The sequence below is a fragment of the Spiribacter pallidus genome, assembly GCF_040838495.1.
GTDB lineage: Bacteria > Pseudomonadota > Gammaproteobacteria > Nitrococcales > Nitrococcaceae > Spiribacter > Spiribacter pallidus.
Map to the genome: position 1 here is coordinate 356,263 of NZ_JBAKFM010000001.1, position 16,606 is coordinate 372,868.

Annotated in this window: 17 protein-coding genes; 2 read left to right on the top strand and 15 right to left on the bottom strand. The window is 67.1% G+C overall.

All coding sequences use genetic code 11. The features are described from left to right. Positions 1–8: 8 nt before the first annotated feature. The 13 genes from accD to prmB form a co-directional block, all read right to left on the bottom strand. A complete protein-coding gene (gene accD / locus V6X73_RS01720) occupies positions 9–896 on the bottom strand; it encodes an acetyl-CoA carboxylase, carboxyltransferase subunit beta (protein ID WP_367958043.1) in 888 nt (295 codons plus the stop codon). After that, complete coding sequence (gene trpA, locus V6X73_RS01725) at positions 893–1,720, bottom strand: tryptophan synthase subunit alpha (RefSeq protein ID WP_367958042.1); 828 nt, start codon at positions 1,718–1,720, stop codon at positions 893–895. The genes accD and trpA overlap by 4 nt, the downstream gene beginning before the upstream one ends. Next, entirely contained in the window at positions 1,717–2,937 is a 1,221-nt protein-coding gene (gene trpB, locus V6X73_RS01730; RefSeq protein ID WP_367958380.1) for a tryptophan synthase subunit beta, read from the bottom strand. The genes trpA and trpB overlap by 4 nt, the downstream gene beginning before the upstream one ends. Continuing rightward, the gene (locus V6X73_RS01735) at positions 2,924–3,553 is read right to left on the bottom strand and encodes a phosphoribosylanthranilate isomerase (RefSeq protein ID WP_367958041.1); all 630 of its coding nucleotides are present in this window, start codon (positions 3,551–3,553) and stop codon (positions 2,924–2,926) included. Before V6X73_RS01735 ends, trpB begins: the two co-directional genes overlap by 14 nt. 10 nt (positions 3,554–3,563) lie before the next feature. After that, a complete protein-coding gene (gene truA, locus V6X73_RS01740; RefSeq protein ID WP_367958040.1) occupies positions 3,564–4,364 on the bottom strand; it encodes a tRNA pseudouridine(38-40) synthase TruA in 801 nt (266 codons plus the stop codon). 7 nt (positions 4,365–4,371) lie between these two features. Then, positions 4,372–5,937, bottom strand: coding sequence for a FimV/HubP family polar landmark protein (locus V6X73_RS01745; RefSeq protein ID WP_367958039.1), 1,566 nt, complete (start codon positions 5,935–5,937; stop codon positions 4,372–4,374). After that, positions 5,937–7,049 carry an aspartate-semialdehyde dehydrogenase gene (gene asd, locus V6X73_RS01750; RefSeq protein ID WP_367958038.1) on the bottom strand — a complete coding sequence of 371 codons (1,113 nt, stop codon included), beginning with the start codon at positions 7,047–7,049 and terminating at the stop codon, positions 5,937–5,939. Before asd (V6X73_RS01750) ends, V6X73_RS01745 begins: the two co-directional genes overlap by 1 nt. Before the next feature lie 9 nt (positions 7,050–7,058). Then, the gene (leuB, locus tag V6X73_RS01755) at positions 7,059–8,147 is read right to left on the bottom strand and encodes a 3-isopropylmalate dehydrogenase (RefSeq protein ID WP_367958037.1); all 1,089 of its coding nucleotides are present in this window, start codon (positions 8,145–8,147) and stop codon (positions 7,059–7,061) included. Beyond that, positions 8,144–8,797 (bottom strand): 3-isopropylmalate dehydratase small subunit, encoded by a 654-nt coding sequence (gene leuD / locus V6X73_RS01760; RefSeq protein WP_367958036.1) that lies wholly within the window; start codon positions 8,795–8,797, stop codon positions 8,144–8,146. The genes leuB and leuD overlap by 4 nt, the downstream gene beginning before the upstream one ends. Positions 8,798–8,800: 3 nt before the next feature. Next, positions 8,801–10,210, bottom strand: coding sequence for a 3-isopropylmalate dehydratase large subunit (gene leuC / locus V6X73_RS01765; RefSeq protein ID WP_367958035.1), 1,410 nt, complete (start codon positions 10,208–10,210; stop codon positions 8,801–8,803). 70 nt (positions 10,211–10,280) lie between these two features. Next, a complete protein-coding gene (locus V6X73_RS01770; RefSeq protein ID WP_367958034.1) occupies positions 10,281–11,447 on the bottom strand; it encodes an MFS transporter in 1,167 nt (388 codons plus the stop codon). 9 nt (positions 11,448–11,456) lie between these two features. Beyond that, a complete protein-coding gene (aroC, locus tag V6X73_RS01775) occupies positions 11,457–12,560 on the bottom strand; it encodes a chorismate synthase (protein ID WP_367958033.1) in 1,104 nt (367 codons plus the stop codon). A 4-nt stretch (positions 12,561–12,564) separates the two neighbouring features. Then, positions 12,565–13,494 (bottom strand): 50S ribosomal protein L3 N(5)-glutamine methyltransferase, encoded by a 930-nt coding sequence (gene prmB / locus V6X73_RS01780; RefSeq protein WP_367958032.1) that lies wholly within the window; start codon positions 13,492–13,494, stop codon positions 12,565–12,567. Between the two features lie 61 nt (positions 13,495–13,555). Between prmB and V6X73_RS01785 the strand changes: the two genes are divergently transcribed. Further along, positions 13,556–14,194: an SCO family protein gene (locus V6X73_RS01785; RefSeq protein ID WP_367958031.1), complete on the top strand. Its 639-nt coding sequence runs from the start codon at positions 13,556–13,558 to the stop codon at positions 14,192–14,194. Continuing rightward, on the top strand, positions 14,194–15,135 hold the full coding sequence (asd, locus tag V6X73_RS01790) for an archaetidylserine decarboxylase (protein WP_367958030.1): 942 nt from the start codon (positions 14,194–14,196) through the stop codon (positions 15,133–15,135). The genes V6X73_RS01785 and asd (V6X73_RS01790) overlap by 1 nt, the downstream gene beginning before the upstream one ends. Here asd (V6X73_RS01790) and epmA read toward each other — a convergent pair. Together epmA and efp are read right to left on the bottom strand one after the other, a co-directional pair. After that, positions 15,067–16,005 (bottom strand): EF-P lysine aminoacylase EpmA, encoded by a 939-nt coding sequence (epmA, locus tag V6X73_RS01795; protein ID WP_367958029.1) that lies wholly within the window; start codon positions 16,003–16,005, stop codon positions 15,067–15,069. The genes asd (V6X73_RS01790) and epmA overlap by 69 nt on opposite strands. An 18-nt stretch (positions 16,006–16,023) precedes the next feature. Continuing rightward, the gene (gene efp / locus V6X73_RS01800) at positions 16,024–16,593 is read right to left on the bottom strand and encodes an elongation factor P (protein ID WP_367958028.1); all 570 of its coding nucleotides are present in this window, start codon (positions 16,591–16,593) and stop codon (positions 16,024–16,026) included. Between the last annotated feature and the right edge of the window lie 13 nt (positions 16,594–16,606).

Here is a 16,606-nt window from a genome sequence, read left to right on the forward strand (position 1 = left end):
CCGGGGGTTCAGGCCGTGGCCGGCGCGGCGACGGCCGGTGCCTCGGCTCCGGTGAGCATGGCGATCAGCGAGGCCAGCCGCGCCCGCTGCTCGCGCCGGTCGATGATCATATCCACCGCGCCGTGTTCAAGCAGAAACTCGCTGCGCTGGAACCCCTCCGGCAGGGTCTCGCGCACGGTCTGTTCGATCACCCGGGGGCCGGCAAAGCCAATCAATGCCCCCGGCTCGGCGACGATGACATCGCCGAGCATGGCGAGGCTGGCCGATACGCCGCCCATGGTCGGATCGGTGAGGACACTGACAAACGGCACGCCCGAATCGGAAAGGCGCTTGAGCGCGGCGCTGGTCTTGGCCATCTGCATTAACGAAAACAGCGCCTCCTGCATCCGCGCACCACCACTGGCACTAAAGCAGACCAGCGCACCACCCCCTTCGCGGGCATGGTCCACCGCGCGGACAAACCGCTCGCCGACCACACTGCCCATCGAGCCGCCCATGAAGCGGAACTCGAAGGCGGCCGCCACCACCGGGACGTTGTGCACCCGTCCGGACATGGCCACCAGTGCATCCCGCTCGCCGGTGGCTTTCTGGGCCTGGCCCAGACGCTCTTTATAACGGCGCGAGTCCTTGAAACGCAGCGCGTCCACCGGCTGCAGCTCGGCGCCGATTTCCTGCTGCCCCTCGCTGTCGAGGAACACTTCAAGCCGCCGGCGCGCACCGATGCGCATGTGGGCGTCACACTTGGGGCAGACCTCGAGATGGCGCTCGACCTCCGGGCGATAGAGCACCGCGCCGCAGCCCTCGCACTTGCTCCAAAGCCCCTCCGGTACACTGCGCCCCCGGTTGCCGCCTTCGGTGCGGATGCGCGAGGGCATGAGCTTTTCGAACCAGCTCACGGGGCGACCTCCGGCAGCGGCTGATCGAGACCGGCCCGCAGGTCCCGCACCACGGCCCCGACCTCGCGCGAGAGCTGGCTTTCATCGGCGTCGGGGTGTTCGGCAATGCGCGAGACAATGGCGCTGCCAACAACCACGGCGTCGGCCACTTGCCCCAGGCGGGCGGCATCCTCGCCGTTGCGAACACCAAAACCCACCCCGACCGGCAGCTGGGTGGCCTCACGAATGGCCTCGACATGGGCGGCAACATCATCCACATCCAGCGTGGCCGCACCGGTCACGCCCTTCAATGAGACGTAGTAGACAAAGCCCCGGGCCTGATCGCAGATCGCCCGGATGCGCTCGGGCCGGGTGGTCGGCGCCACCAGCCAGATCGGGTCGAGATCATGCTCGGCGATGGCCGGCACCAGTTCATGGCTCTCCTCCGGCGGCAGATCGACCGTGAGCACACCATCCACCCCCGCCGCGGCCGCATCCCGGGCAAAGCGGCGATAGCCGATCTGCTCGATCGGGTTGAGATAGCCCATCAAGACCACCGGGGTATCCTGGTCCTGGCGGCGGAACTCGCGAACCATCTCCAGCACCCCGACCAGTCCGGTTCCGCCGGCCAGCGCGCGGTCACAGGCATCCTGTATGACCGGCCCGTCGGCCATGGGGTCAGAAAACGGCATGCCCACCTCGATGACATCGGCACCCGAGCGGACCAGCTCGTGCATGATCGGCACCGTGGCACCCGGGTAGGGATCACCACCAGTGACATAGGTGACCAGCGCCCGCCGGCCTTCGGCCCGGCGTTGAGCAAAACGATGGTTGATCCGGCTCATACCTGCATCCCCTCCACCTCGGCGACGGTATTGATGTCTTTGTCGCCCCGGCCCGAGCAGTTGACGACGATGGTCTGATCCGGCCCGAGACGGGCGGCGAGCTGCTCGGCGTAGGCGATGCCGTGGGCGGTTTCCAGCGCCGGGATGATGCCCTCGGTCTGAGTGAGGCTGTGAAAGGCGGCCAGCGCTTCGTCGTCATTGACCGCCACATAGCTCACCCGGCCACTGTCCTTGAGCCAGGCATGCTCGGGCCCGACCCCCGGGTAATCCAGCCCGGCCGACAGGGAATGGGTGGGCATGATCTGCCCGTCCTCGTTTTCCATCAAATAGGTGCGGTTGCCATGCAGCACCCCCGGCCGCCCGGCGGACAGCGGGGCGGCGTGGCGGCCGGTCTCGACGCCGTCACCCCCGGCCTCGACGCCGTAGATGCTGACATCGTGGTCGTCCAGAAACGGGTGGAACAGGCCGATGGCATTGGAGCCGCCCCCCACACAGGCCACCAGCGCATCGGGCAGCCGGCCATGCTGCTCCAGGCACTGCTCGCGGGTCTCGCGGCCGATCACCGACTGAAAGTCGCGCACCATGGCCGGATAGGGGTGGGGGCCGGCCACGGTCCCGATGATATAGAAGGTGTCATCGACATTCGCCGCCCAATCCCGGAATGCCTCGTTGAGGGCGTCCTTGAGGGTGCGGGTACCGGATTCCACCGGCACCACCCGGGCGCCCATCAGCCGCATGCGGTAGACATTTACCGACTGCCGCCGGACATCCTCGGCGCCCATGTAGACCACACACTCGAGCCCCAGGCGGGCGCAGACGGCGGCGGTGGCAACCCCATGCTGGCCGGCCCCGGTCTCGGCGACGATGCGGCGTTTGCCCATGCGCACCGCCAGTAGCGCCTGGCCCATGGTGTTGTTGATCTTGTGCGCACCGGTGTGATCCAGGTCCTCGCGCTTGAGAAAAAGCCGCGCCCCACCGATGCGCCGGGTCCAGTGCTCGGCGTAGTACAGCGGTGTCGGGCGACCGACATATTGCTGAAGATCGGCATAGAATTCGGCCTGGAAGGCCGGATCGTTGCGCATGGCCTCGTAGGCCTCGGCGAGCTCCTCGAGCGGCGCCATGAGCAGCTCCGGGACGAATCGTCCGCCATAGGGACCGAAATGCCCGTCAAAAACGGCCTCGGCCGGCTCGCTGCCCAGCGCTTCACTGCCCTGCATTACCTTTGACACGATAGACCTCTTGGCAAAAGGCGGCGACCTGGCGCCGGTCCTTGATTCCCGGGGCAGACTCCACACCACTGCTGCAGTCCACGCCCCAGGGCTCGATTGTCTTGATGGCGGCGGCCACGTTGTCGGCCCGCAATCCGCCGGCGACGATTATACGATGCGTATCCGGCAGCATGCTGCCCCAGTCGAATGTCTGTCCACTGCCACCGGCATCCCCGGGGGCGTGGCCATCCAACAGCAACGCCGAAGCCTCTGGATGGGCGGCGGCAACGGCAAACGCATCGCCTCCGGCCATGCCAACGGATTTGATATACCGGCGGTGGAATGATTCACAGTAATCCGCCGGCTCGTTGCCATGGAACTGCAACAAATCCAGGGGCACCTGGTCGAGCACCGCCACCACCCGGGATCGGGGCGCGTCCATGAATAGCCCCACCGCCGCCACCAGGGGCGGCAGCCGGTCGATGATCCGGCCGGCCATCGCTGCATCCACCGCCCGGGGGCTTGCCGCATGAAAGACCAGTCCAATGGCGTCGGCGCCAGCCTCCGCCGCCGCCAGCGCATCCTCCGGCCGGGTCACCCCGCAGATCTTGATTCGGGTACGCACCCAACGCATCCTACCCCTGGCCCGGGACACAGGCAAAAGCGCCCGCCGGCGGCCTATCCGGCAGGCCAAAGCCCGGCGGGTAACGCACTCCCAGCAGATAGAGCCCGGCGGCCGGTGCGGTCACCCCGGCCCGGCGCCGATCCCGGGCTGCCAGCACTTCGGCCAGCCAGTCCGACGACCGCTCGCCGCTGCCCACCTGCATCAGACTCCCGACCAGATTACGGACCATATGATGCAAAAAGGCATTGGCTTCGACGTCAAAGACGACCACCCCGCCCTGGCGGTAGACGTCCAGGCGAAGGAGTCGCCGAACCGCATGCGGGGCCTGGCACCCGGCCGCCCGAAAGCTGCTGAAATCATGCTCACCGATCAGCGGTGCGGCGGCCGCTGCCATGGCAGCCACATCCATCGACTGCCAGGTCCACCCGACCCGCTGGCGGGCCAGCACCGGCCGCAGCGGCGTATCCTGCAACAGATACTGATATCGCCGGGCCAGCCCGCTGCGCCGGGCATCGAAACCCGCTCCGGGATGGGCCACCCAGCGCACCCCGATATCTGCGGGCAGGTGGCTGTTGACCCCTCGCACCCAGGCCCGGTCGGGTCGCTTGGCCGCCGTGTCAAAATGCACCACCTGACCCAGCGCATGGACGCCGGCGTCGGTCCGCCCGGCGGCGGCCACCTCGACCGGGTGACAGGCCACGGCGCTGATGGCGCCCTCCAGCGCCGCCTGGACCGAGCGGGCGTGGGCCTGACGCTGCCAGCCGCTGTATTCGGCACCGTCGTACTCGATGCCCAGGGCAATGCGCGTCACGACAGGCTCATCCCGACTCCGGTGGCGCCCCCGCCGGCCCGGCAAAAAGGGGATGCGCCGGCGCCAGGGTCCGTCCTTGTGCTTGCACCCGCTGCCACCGCTCGTCCGAGGCATCACCCAGCTGGGCGTGCAGGACATGGGCTTCGGCCTCAAAACCCGATCGGTCGCCACGCAGGTAGAGCACATCCAAGAGCTTGAGCCGCAGCGCCAGATCATCCGGCGCCGCCCCCAGGGCGTCATCCAGACGCGTCTGGGCCTCGTCCAGACGCCCGTGGGCGATGAGCTCGTCGGCCGCCGCCAGGGCCGCGGTATGGTCCACCGCCCGGTCCTGAACCGAGACTTCCCCTAGTGCCACATCGGCGGTGTCCGCGGACGGTTCGGGACGGCCGGTCTGGGGCTGCCAGCGGGCCGGCATTGACTGCTCGGCGACCTCACGCCGCCGTCGACGGCTGCCGATGATCCACAAAGTCAAAAGCCCGAGCCCCAGCAGACCCAACAGCGTGTACTGCACAAGCGGCAGCTGCAACGCCTGCGCCGGCGTGGTCGTCGCCTGCCGCCACTGGGCCTGCACCGCGTCGATGACTCGCGCCGGCCCGACGGGTTCACGAGCCGCTGCAAGCTCGGCCTGCAGATCGCCAAGGCTTTGTTGCATGGTCGCCAGGGTGGTTTCGAGTTCGCGGTTTTCCTGCGCCAGCGCCTCGTTGCTGGCCTGCATGCGTTCGATCTGCCCCTGCAGCCGTTGGAATGTCGGTGTCTCGAGCACCTCCGAGACCAGCGCTTCCGGCGGTGGCAAAAGCCGCAATGGCCGGATGGAAAGCCCCGGATCGGCGGCGGCCGGGTCCGGCGCCGGATCCCTCGACTCGGCCTCAACCGGCGGCTCCGGGCTGGCCTGGGCCGGCATGTCCGCATCACTGTCCAGCCAGGCCTTGTTCTGCGCGCGGACCCGCTGATCGGCCTCGGCCATGGGCACCAGCTCGAGTGCGTCCTCGGCGGGGATATCGAGCAGCACACCGCGCTGCAATGCATTGACGTTGTTGCGATTGAATCGATCCGGATTGACCGCCAGAAGCGCCAGCATCATCTGATTGCCGGTCACCGCCCGGGGCCGGACGGCGTTGGCGATCCGATAGAGGGTCTGCCCGGAGGTGGTCGGCCCGAAGCGCAGAGGCGCCAGGGCTCGACCCGACCCGCCTGCCGCGGTGGGATCGATGCGATACCCCCGCGCCAGCCGTCCAGCCGGTGTATTGAGCTCGAGTAGCACCTCAAAGCCCTGCCCCGGGCGAACGTCGGTCGCGGTCAGACGTACCCGCGCTTCCCGGCCTTGACCAACCAGCTCGGCGGTCAGATCCCGCGGCCGATGTTCGGTCTCGAGCCCGGCCGCCGCCTGGACCGGTCGGGTGGCGACCCGGCTGCGGGCCGGGCGGCTCGGCGGCTCGGCCCCGGGATGAACGGCCACCCATGCCTCGAGGCCATCGCTGTCAACGGCCACGGACTGGAGCTCGCCCAGTCCCGCCGCACCGGCCATCACCGCCGGAGCAAAGGCGAGCGCCAACAGCGCGCCGGCACCGCGCATCAGTCGCCGATCACCAACCGCAGCATGCGCCGCAATGGCTCGGCGGCGCCCCAGAGCAACTGGTCACCGACGGTGAACGCCGAGAGGTATTCATCGCCCATGGCCAGCTTGCGTAGCCGGCCCACCGGCACGTGCATGTGGCCGCTGACCGCCGCGGGCGTGAGCTGCTGCTGACTCGGCTGCGGCTCGTTGGGCACGACCCGCACCCAGTCGTTGGCCGCTGCCAGCATGGCCTCGATCTCATCCAGCGGGACATCCCGTTTGAGCTTCAACGTCAGCGCCTGAGCGTGGGAGCGCATGGCGCCAATGCGCACACACAACCCATCGATGGCAATCGGGTCGAACTGCCGGCCGAGGATCTTGTTGGTCTCGACCCCGGCCTTCCACTCCTCGCGACTCTGGCCGCCCGCCACGGGCTTGTCGATCCAGGGAATCAGACTCCCGGCCAGCGGCACACCGAAATGCTCGGCCGGGTAATCACCGCCGGTCAGCGCCGCGGTCACGTCCCGATCAATCTCCAGTATGGCGGCCGCCGGGTCATCCAGACGCTCACCCACCGCGTCACGCAGATAACCCATCTGGCGAAGCAGCTCGCGCATGTGCTGCGCGCCCGATCCGGAGGCCGCCTGATAGGTCATCGGCGCGATCCACTCCACCAGGTCGTGCTCGACAAGCCCGCCGATGGCCATGAGCATCAGGCTGACGGTGCAGTTGCCACCGACGAAGGTCCGGGTCCCGTCGGCGAGTGCCTGGCGGATGACACCGGCGTTGACCGGGTCCAGTACGATGACGCTGTGGTCTTTCATGCGCAGCGTCGAGGCGGCGTCGATCCAGTAACCCTGCCAGCCGGCGCTGCGCAACGGGTCATACACCGCACTGGTGTAGTCGCCCCCCTGACAGGTGACGATGGCGTCCATCTCGGACAACGCCGCCATGTCATGGGCATCCTGCAGGGCCGGCACGGCCCGGCCGACGTCCGGGCCCGGCTGACCGGTCTGCGAGGTGGAGAAGAACACCGGCTCAATGTCGCCGAAATCTCCCTCGCTGCGCATGCGCTCCATGAGCACCGAGCCCACCATGCCGCGCCAACCGACGAATCCGACCTTTTTCATCATCAACCCCTAGTTTGCTTGTGCCCGCAAAGCGGCAACCACCGCATCACCCATGGCGGCCGTGCCGACCGATTGCCCCTGACCGCCGCCAAGATCGGCGGTCCGCAGCCCGTCCGCCAGCACCCGGGCGACGGCCCGCTCCACCCGTTGCGCCAGTTCACCCTCATCGAGGCTGAATCGCAGCAGCATCGCGACTGACAGGAGAGTCGCCAGCGGATTGGCAATGCCCTGCCCCGAGATATCCGGCGCCGATCCATGAACCGGCTCGTAGAGCCCACGGCCGGTCTCATCCAGCGATGCCGAGGGCAGCATCCCGATCGAGCCGGTCAGCATCGCCGCGCAGTCGGAGAGGACATCGCCGAACAGATTGCCGGTGACCATGACATCGAACTGCCGTGGGTCACGGACCAGTTGCATGGCCGCGTTGTCGACGTACATATGCGACAGCGAGACATCCGGATACTCGCCGGCCAGCCCCTCCATCACCTCACGCCAGAGCTCGCTCGACTCCAGCACATTGGCCTTGTCCACCGAGCAGAGCCGCCCATCCCGGCGGCGGGCCGCTTCAAACCCCGCCCGGCCGATGCGCTCGATCTCGTCGACGCCGTAGACCAGGGTGTTGAATCCCTCCCGGACGCCGTCGGCCCGGGTGCGAATGCCCCGCGGCTGGCCAAAATAGATGCCGCCGGTCAGCTCGCGAACAATCAGTATGTCCAGCCCCGAGACCACCTCGGGCCGCAGCGACGAGGCGTTGACCAGCTCGGGGTCAAGCAGCGCCGGGCGCAGGTTGGCGAACAGGCCCAACGCTGCACGGATGGCTAGCAGCCCCCGCTCGGGGCGCTTGTCACGCTCGATGTAATCCCACTCGGGTCCGCCCACCGCGCCCAACAGGGCCGCATCGCTGTCGCGGGCGAGTGCCAGTGTCGAGTCCGGCAGGGGAGCCCCCTCGGCATCCACACCACAGCCGCCAAGGTTGGCATACTCGAGCTCGACCGCCAGGCCAAACTCGCTGGCGAGACAACGCAGCAGCTTGTCCGCTTCGGCCACGATCTCTGGCCCGACGTGATCGCCGGGCAGCATCAATACCTTGTGGCTCATGCCGGATCCAGGTCCTGGAACAGCCAGGGTGTCACCCGACGCCGCTGCTGTTCATAGGCGCGAATCGCATCGGCATGTTCCAGTGTCAGGCCAATCTCATCCAGGCCCTCCACGAGCATGTGTTTGCGGTGGGGGTCGATGTCGAAACCGTGCACATCGCCCTCGGGGGTGATGACCTGTTGCGCCGGCAGATCCACCGTCAACCGGTAACCTGACTCGGCCCAGGTGGCTTCGAACAGCGCCTGGACGGTTTCTGCCGGCAGCGTGAGCGCCAACAGACCGTTTTTCGAGCAGTTGTTGTAGAAAATGTCGGCAAAGCTCGGGGCAATCAGCACCCGAAAGCCGAAATCCGCCAGTGCCCAGGGGGCATGCTCACGGGATGAGCCGCAGCCAAAGTTCTCCCGCGCGAGCAGGATGCTGGCGCCGGCATAGCGCGGCTGGTTGAGGACAAAATCCGGGTTGAGCGGCCGGTTGCTGCAATCCTGCCCGGGTTCGCCGGCATCCAGGTAGCGCCACTCGTCAAAGAGGTTGGGCCCAAAACCGGTGCGGTGAATGGACTTGAGGAACTGCTTGGGGATGATCGCATCGGTATCGACGTTCGATCGATCCAGCGGGGCGACCAGGCCCTCGACACGGGTGAGTGGTTCCATCGCCTATTGCTCCAGTTCGCGGACATCGACGAAATGGCCGGCCACCGCAGCAGCCGCCGCCATGGCGGGGCTGACCAGGTGGGTCCGGCCTCCGGCGCCCTGCCGGCCTTCAAAGTTACGGTTCGAGGTCGAGGCGCAGCGCTCGCCGGGGCTCAACCGGTCGGGGTTCATGCCCAGACACATCGAGCAGCCCGCGTCGCGCCACTCGAAGCCTGCCGCCTTGAACACCTGATCCAGTCCTTCCTGCTCGGCCTGCCACTTCACCAGCCCCGAGCCGGGCACAACCATCGCCTCGCGGATGCCCTGCGCGATCCGCTTGCCGCGGAGCACCCGGGCGGCCGCGCGCAGATCCTCGATGCGCGCATTGGTGCACGAGCCGATGAAGACTTTCTCCGGCCGGATCTCGCGAATCGGCGTGCCGGGCTCGAGCCCCATGTATTCGAGGGCGCGCTGCATCCCCGTGCGTTTGGTCTCATCGGGCTCATCGGCCGGGTTCGGCACCCGCCCGTCGACAGGCACCACCATCTCGGGCGAAGTGCCCCAGGATACCTGCGGCTTGATCTCGGCCGCGTCCAGGGTGACCACCCGGTCGAATTCGGCATCATCATCACTGACCAGGGTGCGCCAGTAAGCCACCGCCTGATCCCACAGCTCGCCCTGGGGCGAGTAGGGGCGGTCGCGCAGATATTCGATGGTCGTGTCATCCACCGCCACCATGCCGCAGCGCGCCCCCGCCTCGATGGACATGTTGCAGATGGTCATCCGCCCGGACATGGGCAGCGACCGGATGGCCTCGCCGCCGTACTCGATGGCATAGCCGGTGCCGCCGGCGGTACCGATCTTGCCGATGATCGCCAGCATGATGTCCTTGGCGGTCACACCCGGGCCGACCTGGCCATCGACGCGAATGAGCATGCGCCGGGAGCGCGCCTGCACCACGGTCTGGGTCGCCAGCGCGTGCTCGACCTCGGAGGTCCCGATGCCGAAGGCCAATGCCCCCAGTGCGCCATGGGTAGAGGTATGCGAGTCGCCACAGACCACCGTCATCCCAGGCTGGGTCGCCCCCTGCTCCGGACCGATGATGTGGACAATGCCCTGGCGGCGGTCCAGAAGGCCGAACTGGGTGATGCCATATTCGCGGCAGTTGCGGTTGAGCGTCTCGACCTGCAACGCCGAGACCGGATCGGCAATGCCCTTGTCGCGATCGGTGGTCGGCACGTTGTGATCCACCACCGCCAGATTGGCCGGTGTTCGCCACAGCGGCCGATCGGCCAGTCGCAAGCCCTCGAAGGCCTGGGGCGAGGTGACCTCGTGTACCAACTGCCGGTCGATGTACAAAAGGGCCGTTCCGTCGCCGTTGTCGCGAACGACATGGGCGTCCCAGAGTTTGTCGTAGAGCGTTTTGCCGCCCATCTGCCTTTCCTCGTGCGGTGATGACCTGATCTGCCTAGCAGACCGAGTATACGCCGAGCGGGTAATGGCGTTAAGCGCCGGACAGCGCCCTGGCCCCGGGCCGCGGCAGGGTATGGTGCGCCAGCACTGCCGCCGCCAGACCCAGACCTGCCGCCAGCACGAAGGTCGATGCCCCGCCGATGACATCCCACAGCGCCCCGGCCAGAAAGCTGCCGACGGCCACACCGGCGCCGAAGGTCAGACTGCTGTAGAGCGCCTGGCCCCGCCCCTGCAACGCGCCGGTGAAATAGCGATCCACCATGGAAATGGCCGCGGCGTGGTAGACGCCATAGGTCGCGGCGTGAAAGAGCTGGGCAAAGGCCTGAAGCGGCACCTGCTCGGGGAACAGGCCCACCATCACCCAGCGCACCACCGCCAGCAGCATGGCGATGATCAAAAGCCGACGGTGGCCGAATCGGGGCAGCCAGCGGGGCATGAGCAGAAACACTGCGATTTCGGCCAGCAGCGCCACAGCCCAGAGCAGGCCGATGGCAGTGCCACTGTAGCCGGCATCTTGCAGATAGATGCTGTAGAAAGCATAGAACGGGCCATGGCTTGCCTGCAGCAGAAAGCAGGCGCCAAAAAGCCCCAGCACCTTGGGCTGGCGCAAGACCGCCCAAAGGCCGGGCCCTGCCCGATCGCCGCCATTGCCCGGTGCCTCGGGCACGCTCAGACTGATCCCCGAGAGGGTGATGAAAAGCGCCAGCAACACCGCCGGGACAATACCGGCGCCCAGCACATCGATGCCCTCGCCAACGGCCAGGACCGCCACCATGAACCCCACCGTCCCCCAGAGTCGGATCCGCGGATAGCGGTGGGACTGCGCGCCCAGGTGGCTGAGCGTGTTGGCCTCGAACTGCGACAGGGTGGCGTTCCAGAAGAAACTGAACGCCAGGATCACCCCGGCCATTGTCAGGAAACTCTCGGCCACGAAGACACCGGCAAAGCCCAGTGCCGCTGCCACGCAGGCAAAGCGGATCACCCCCATTCGCCGCCCCAGCCGATCGGCCACCCAACCCCAGAGGTTGGGCGCGATGAGCTTGGTGGCATGCAAAAGCCCGATCAGGGTGCCAATCTGGGCAGCCTCGTAGCCCAGGCTTTTGAGATAGGGCCCCCAATAGGGTCCCAGCACGCCAAGGACGGCAAAGAACACCAGATAGAAGGCCGACAGTCGGCCGTAGGGCAGCGCCGCAGCCATGGCGGGGCGTCAATCGCCGGCTTGTCGGGGAATAACCGGTGTACCCGAGTCGACATCGGCATTCTGACCGCGATGCCGCAACCAGTGATCCATGAGAACGATGGCCAGCATGGCCTCGGCGATGGGCGTGGCGCGAATGCCCACACAGGGGTCGTGGCGACCGGTGGTCACCACCTCGGCCGGCTCGCCGTGGATGTCGACCGAGCGCCCCGGGATACGGATGCTCGAGGTGGGCTTGAGCGCCATGCGCGCCACCACATCCTGGCCAGTGGACAGCCCGCCGAGGGTGCCACCGGCATGATTGGTCACAAATCCGGCGGGGGTGATCTCGTCGCGGTGTTCGGTGCCTTTCTGCCCGGCACTGGCAAACCCGTCACCGATTTCCACGCCGCGGACCGCATTGATGCTCATCAGCGCATGGGCGATATCCGCATCCAGTCGATCGAAGACGGGCTCGCCCAGGCCCGGCGGCAACCCGCGGGCCAGCACCCCGACCACCGCACCGACCGAATCCCCCGAGCGACGCAACTCGTCCATGTAGGACTCAAGATCGCCCAGCCGCTCCGGCTGGGCGCAGAAAAACGGGTTGTCGTCCACCGCATCCCAGTCCTGCAAGGCCAGCTCGATGGGCCCGAGCGCCGCCAGCCACCCACGAATGCGCACCCCCAACTGCTCGTGGAGATACTTGCGCGCGATGCCCCCGGCAGCGACCCGCAGGGCCGTCTCGCGGGCCGAGGAGCGCCCCCCGCCGCGGTAATCACGGATGCCGTACTTCTGCCAGTAGGTGTAGTCGGCATGCCCCGGGCGGAACAACTCGCTGATGTCACTGTAGTCCTTGGATCGCTGATCGATGTTTTCGATCAAAAGCCCGATGGGGGCCCCGGTGGTCCGGCCTTCGAATACGCCGGAGAGGATCCGCACCTCGTCGCCTTCGCGGCGTTGCGAGGTATGCCGCGAGGTGCCGGGCTTACGCCGGTCCAGATCGCCCTGGAGGTCGGACTCGGTCAACGCCAGCCCCGGCGGACAGCCGTCCACCACGGCACCGAGCGCCGGCCCGTGGCTCTCGCCAAAGGTCGTTACGGTAAAGAGTCGGCCAATGCTGTTTCCGGACATGCGCTTATGCTACCCCGTCACCAACCATCGCCGCATCGGCACCCAGGGCCGATTGCAGCGCCTCACCCTGGATGACAAACACCCCTTCGCCACCCCGCTCGAGGTCCACCCAGGTGACCGGCACCTCGGGGAACGCCGCCTCGAAAGCCGCCATGCCATGCCCGACCTCGCAGACCAGCCACCCCGCCGGCGCCAGACATCGCGCTGCCTGAGGCAGCAGACGGCGGACCACATCCATGCCATCGGGGCCGGCCGCCAGCGCCTCCCGGGGCTCGTGCCGGTATTCCGGCGGCAGGGTGGTCATCGCCCGGGTGTCCACATAAGGCGGATTGGCGACGATGAGATCCATCGCCCCGGCCTGACCGAGGCCTTCGAGCAGATCCGAGCGCTGTACACGCACCCGGCCCGAGACGCCGTGGCGTCTGGCATTGTGGGGGGCATGGGCGAGGGCGCCGGCGGCGTTGTCCAGGGCAAAGACCTCGGCCTGCGGGAACGCCAGCGCGCAGGCCACCGCAATGCAGCCGCAGCCGGTGCCGACATCGGCGATCCGCTCGACCCGGGCCGGATCGATCCAGGGCGAAAACCCCTGTTCGATGAGCTCGGCGATGGGCGAGCGCGGAATCAGTACACTTTCATCCACCTCAAAGGACAGGCCGCAGAACCAGCCCTCGCCGAGGATGTAGGGCACCGGGCGGCGCTTGTCGATGCGCTCGGCGATGGCGGCAAGCAGCGTCTCGCGCTCGTCATCGGTGACGCGGCAGGTGAACCAGCCGGCGGCGAGATCCGGCGGCATATGCAGGATGCCGAGCACCAGCGCCGCCGCTTCATCGATGGCGTTGTCGGTGCCATGGCCATAATGCAGGCCGGCCGCCTCGAAGCGACTGGCGGCATAGCGGATATGATCGCCGATGGTCTGTAGCGTGTGGTGACTCATCCGCGGAGTTTAACATCGCTGCCACCGCATGGCGGCCTCCAGCAATGGCATAATCGTGAGCATGAGATTACGGCTGATCACAACCGCGGCGGCGGTCGGGTTGCTGGCTGCCCTGGTGGCTGCCGCAGGCGTCTGGATGTGGCGCGATCAAGGCCCGGCACCCAGCGAGCCGGTCGGAACGGTTTTTCCAACGGCAAGGGCGCTGCCTGCCTTTGAGCTTGAAAACCACCACGGCGAGCCCTGGACCCGGGCATCCCTGCAGGGGGACTGGCAGTTTCTTTTCTTTGGCTTTACCAACTGCCCGGACGTCTGTCCCATGACGCTGGCCACTCTGGCCGGTGCCGTGGAACGGCTGGATGCCGATGGCGGACCGGTCCCGGAAGTGGTTTTTGTCTCGGTGGATCCGGGCCGGGATGACCCCGAGACCCTGCGGCGCTACGTCGAGCATTTCAATGACGCGTTCATGGGGGTGACCGGCGAGCGCGAAGCGATCGACCGGCTCACCGGGTCGTTGGGTATCAGCTACTCGCTGGGCCAACCCGATGAAAACGGTGACTACCCGGTGGATCACAGCGCCGCCATCCTTTTGATCAACCCCGAGGGTGACTGGCAGGCCCTGTGGCAGCCGCCCCACGGCCGCGAGATTCTGGCCGAGGAGTTCCGCCGGATTGTCCGCCGCTACAACGAGGCAAACCAATAATGCTGGCAAGGCTGGGTGCCTGGTTGATGGCGATGCTGCCTCAGCATGGCTTATCCCGCTGCATGCACGGGGTGGCCCGCTGGCACTGGCGGCCGGCGAAACAGCTGCTAATCCGCGCGTTCTGTCGATACGCCGGCATTGACCTCACCGAAGCCGCCATCCAGGACCCGGCCGACTACCCAAGCCTCAATGCGCTTTTCACCCGCGCACTCGCCACCGGCAAGCGGCCCATCGAGGCGACGGCGGATGCGTTCGTGAGTCCCATTGACGGGGCGCTCAGCGAATTCGGCGACATCCATGAGGGCGAGCTGATCCAGGCCAAGGGCCAGCGCTACGACCTCTCGAGCCTGCTGGCCGGTGACCCGCAGCTGGCGGCACCGTTCGAAGCCGGCCGCTACGCCACGCTCTACCTCTCGCCCAGGGATTATCACCGCGTCCACATGCCGGTGACCGGCGAGCTCGAGCAGATCATCCACGTCCCCGGCCGGCTTTTCGGCGTCTCGGCACCGGTGGTCCGGCATGTCCCTCGGGTATTCGCCCGCAACGAGCGGGTGATCACGGTATTCGAGACGGCCTTCGGCCCCATGGCCATGGTGCTGGTCGGTGCCATCGGGGTTGGCAGCATCGAGACCATCTGGACCGGCGAAATCACCCCACCCCGGGGCCAGCGCGTGCGCAGCTGGGATTTCCGCAGCGAGCCGCCGGTCCTGCCGATGGGTGCGGAGATGGGGCGGTTCAACCTGGGCTCGACGGTGATCCTGCTGTTGCCACCCGATGCCGTGGACTGGGCCCCGTCGCTGACCCCCACCATGCCATTGCGCATGGGTCAGCGACTCGGCCAGTGCCACCCCCGCGCCGATGCCCTGGATGACTCAGGCGTGTGGCCAGTCGAAAGCCATCACCTCGGCGATGGAGTCAACCCCGGCAGCCAGGGCGAATAGCCGGTCGAGCCCCAGCGCCACGCCGGCACATGCCGGCAGTCCGTGGGCCATGGCCGCCATCAGCCTTTCATCGATCCCCGGCACGGTCCGCTCCGTTGTTCGTCGCCGCTGCTGATCACGCTCGAGACGTCCGCGCAGCTCCCCCGGATCGGTGAGCTCGTCAAATCCGTTGGCTAGCTCCACGCCATTGCAGAAGAGCTCGAAACGCGCCGCCACCCGTGGATCGGCCGCCTCGCGACGGGCGAGGACGGCCTGTTCGGCGGGGAACCCCGTGACAAAGGCCCTTGGGGGCAGCGCCGGCACGACCGTCTCACTGAAAAGCCAATCCAGCAGACCGCTGCGATCGAGCCCGCCGGGGGGCGAAGTGACCGCTTCGGCTGCCGCCTTTTGCAGCGCATCGGCGGTGGCCGTCAGAGGGTCAGGCAATCCGGCAGCCAGGAAAAACCCCTGATAGCTGCCGCGGTGATAATGACCGGGCCCGAGGATCCGGTCGACCAGCATCGAGACCTCGTCCATCAAGGCGGGCGCGTCGAAGCCGAGGCGATACCACTCGAGGAGGGTGAATTCGGGATTGTGCCAACGGCCCTGCTCGCCGGCGCGAAACGCCGGCGCGATCTGATAGCAGTCGCCCACCCCGGCGGCCAGCAGCCGCTTCATGGCGTATTCCGGCGATGTCTGCAGCCAACGGCCGGAGCCGGCCTCACGCATTCCGTCGATGTGCACATCGGTCACCCCGGCCGCGGCGAGCACCGGGGTCTGGACCTCCAGGACATGCCGACCGGCAAAAAACGCCCGAATCTCAGCCAGCCACCGGGCGCGTCGAGCCAGCACATCGGCCCGGGCGGTGGGTCGCCAGTCGCTTCCGGTCACCGGCCCACCCCGTTGTGCTCAGTCCTTGGCCCGGGAGACGTATTCGCCGCTGCGGGTATCGACCTTCAGGACCTCGCCTTCCTGGATGAAAAGCGGTACCTGGATCACCGCGCCGGTCTCGAGGGTGGCCGGTTTGCTGCCACCGCTGCTGGTATCACCCTTTAACCCGGGGTCGGTCTGGGTCACCTGCAGGGTCACATGAGGCGGTGGTTCCACCGACAGGGGCTCGCCGTTGTACAGCGTGACATTGCATACGTCCTGCTCTTTCAGCCACTTGTGGGCATCACCCACCGCCGCCGGGGGAGCGGGATGCTGCTCAAAGCTCGCCGGGTCCATGAAGTAGAAGAACTCGCCATCGCTGTAGAGATACTGCATCTCGGTTTCCATGACGTCGGCGGCTTCGACGCTTTCACCGGATTTAAAGGTGCGGTCGATCACCTTGCCGGTCTTGAGATTGCGCACCTTGACCCGATTGAAGGCCTGACCCTTGCCCGGCTTGACGAACTCGTTCTCGACAATGGTGTAGGGTTCGCCATCGAGCATGAGCTTGAGACCGGATTTGAACTGATTGGTGGTGTAAGTGGCCATGGCATCTCCATCA

Excerpts from the sequence above, each read along its gene's own strand:
- trpA (WP_367958042.1), bottom strand. The coding sequence starts at position 1,720 with ATGAGCCGGATCAACCATCGTTTTGCTCAACGCCGGGCCGAAGGCCGG.
- trpB (WP_367958380.1), bottom strand. The coding sequence starts at position 2,937 with ATGCAGGGCAGTGAAGCGCTGGGCAGCGAGCCGGCCGAGGCCGTTTTT.
- V6X73_RS01745 (WP_367958039.1), bottom strand. The coding sequence starts at position 5,937 with ATGCGCGGTGCCGGCGCGCTGTTGGCGCTCGCCTTTGCTCCGGCGGTG.
- asd (WP_367958038.1), bottom strand. The coding sequence starts at position 7,049 with ATGAAAAAGGTCGGATTCGTCGGTTGGCGCGGCATGGTGGGCTCGGTG.
- leuB (WP_367958037.1), bottom strand. The coding sequence starts at position 8,147 with ATGAGCCACAAGGTATTGATGCTGCCCGGCGATCACGTCGGGCCAGAG.
- leuD (WP_367958036.1), bottom strand. The coding sequence starts at position 8,797 with ATGGAACCACTCACCCGTGTCGAGGGCCTGGTCGCCCCGCTGGATCGA.
- leuC (WP_367958035.1), bottom strand. The coding sequence starts at position 10,210 with ATGGGCGGCAAAACGCTCTACGACAAACTCTGGGACGCCCATGTCGTT.
- V6X73_RS01770 (WP_367958034.1), bottom strand. The coding sequence starts at position 11,447 with ATGGCTGCGGCGCTGCCCTACGGCCGACTGTCGGCCTTCTATCTGGTG.
- aroC (WP_367958033.1), bottom strand. The coding sequence starts at position 12,560 with ATGTCCGGAAACAGCATTGGCCGACTCTTTACCGTAACGACCTTTGGC.
- prmB (WP_367958032.1), bottom strand. The coding sequence starts at position 13,494 with ATGAGTCACCACACGCTACAGACCATCGGCGATCATATCCGCTATGCC.
- V6X73_RS01785 (WP_367958031.1), top strand. The coding sequence starts at position 13,556 with ATGAGATTACGGCTGATCACAACCGCGGCGGCGGTCGGGTTGCTGGCT.
- asd (WP_367958030.1), top strand. The coding sequence starts at position 14,194 with ATGCTGGCAAGGCTGGGTGCCTGGTTGATGGCGATGCTGCCTCAGCAT.
- efp (WP_367958028.1), bottom strand. The coding sequence starts at position 16,593 with ATGGCCACTTACACCACCAATCAGTTCAAATCCGGTCTCAAGCTCATG.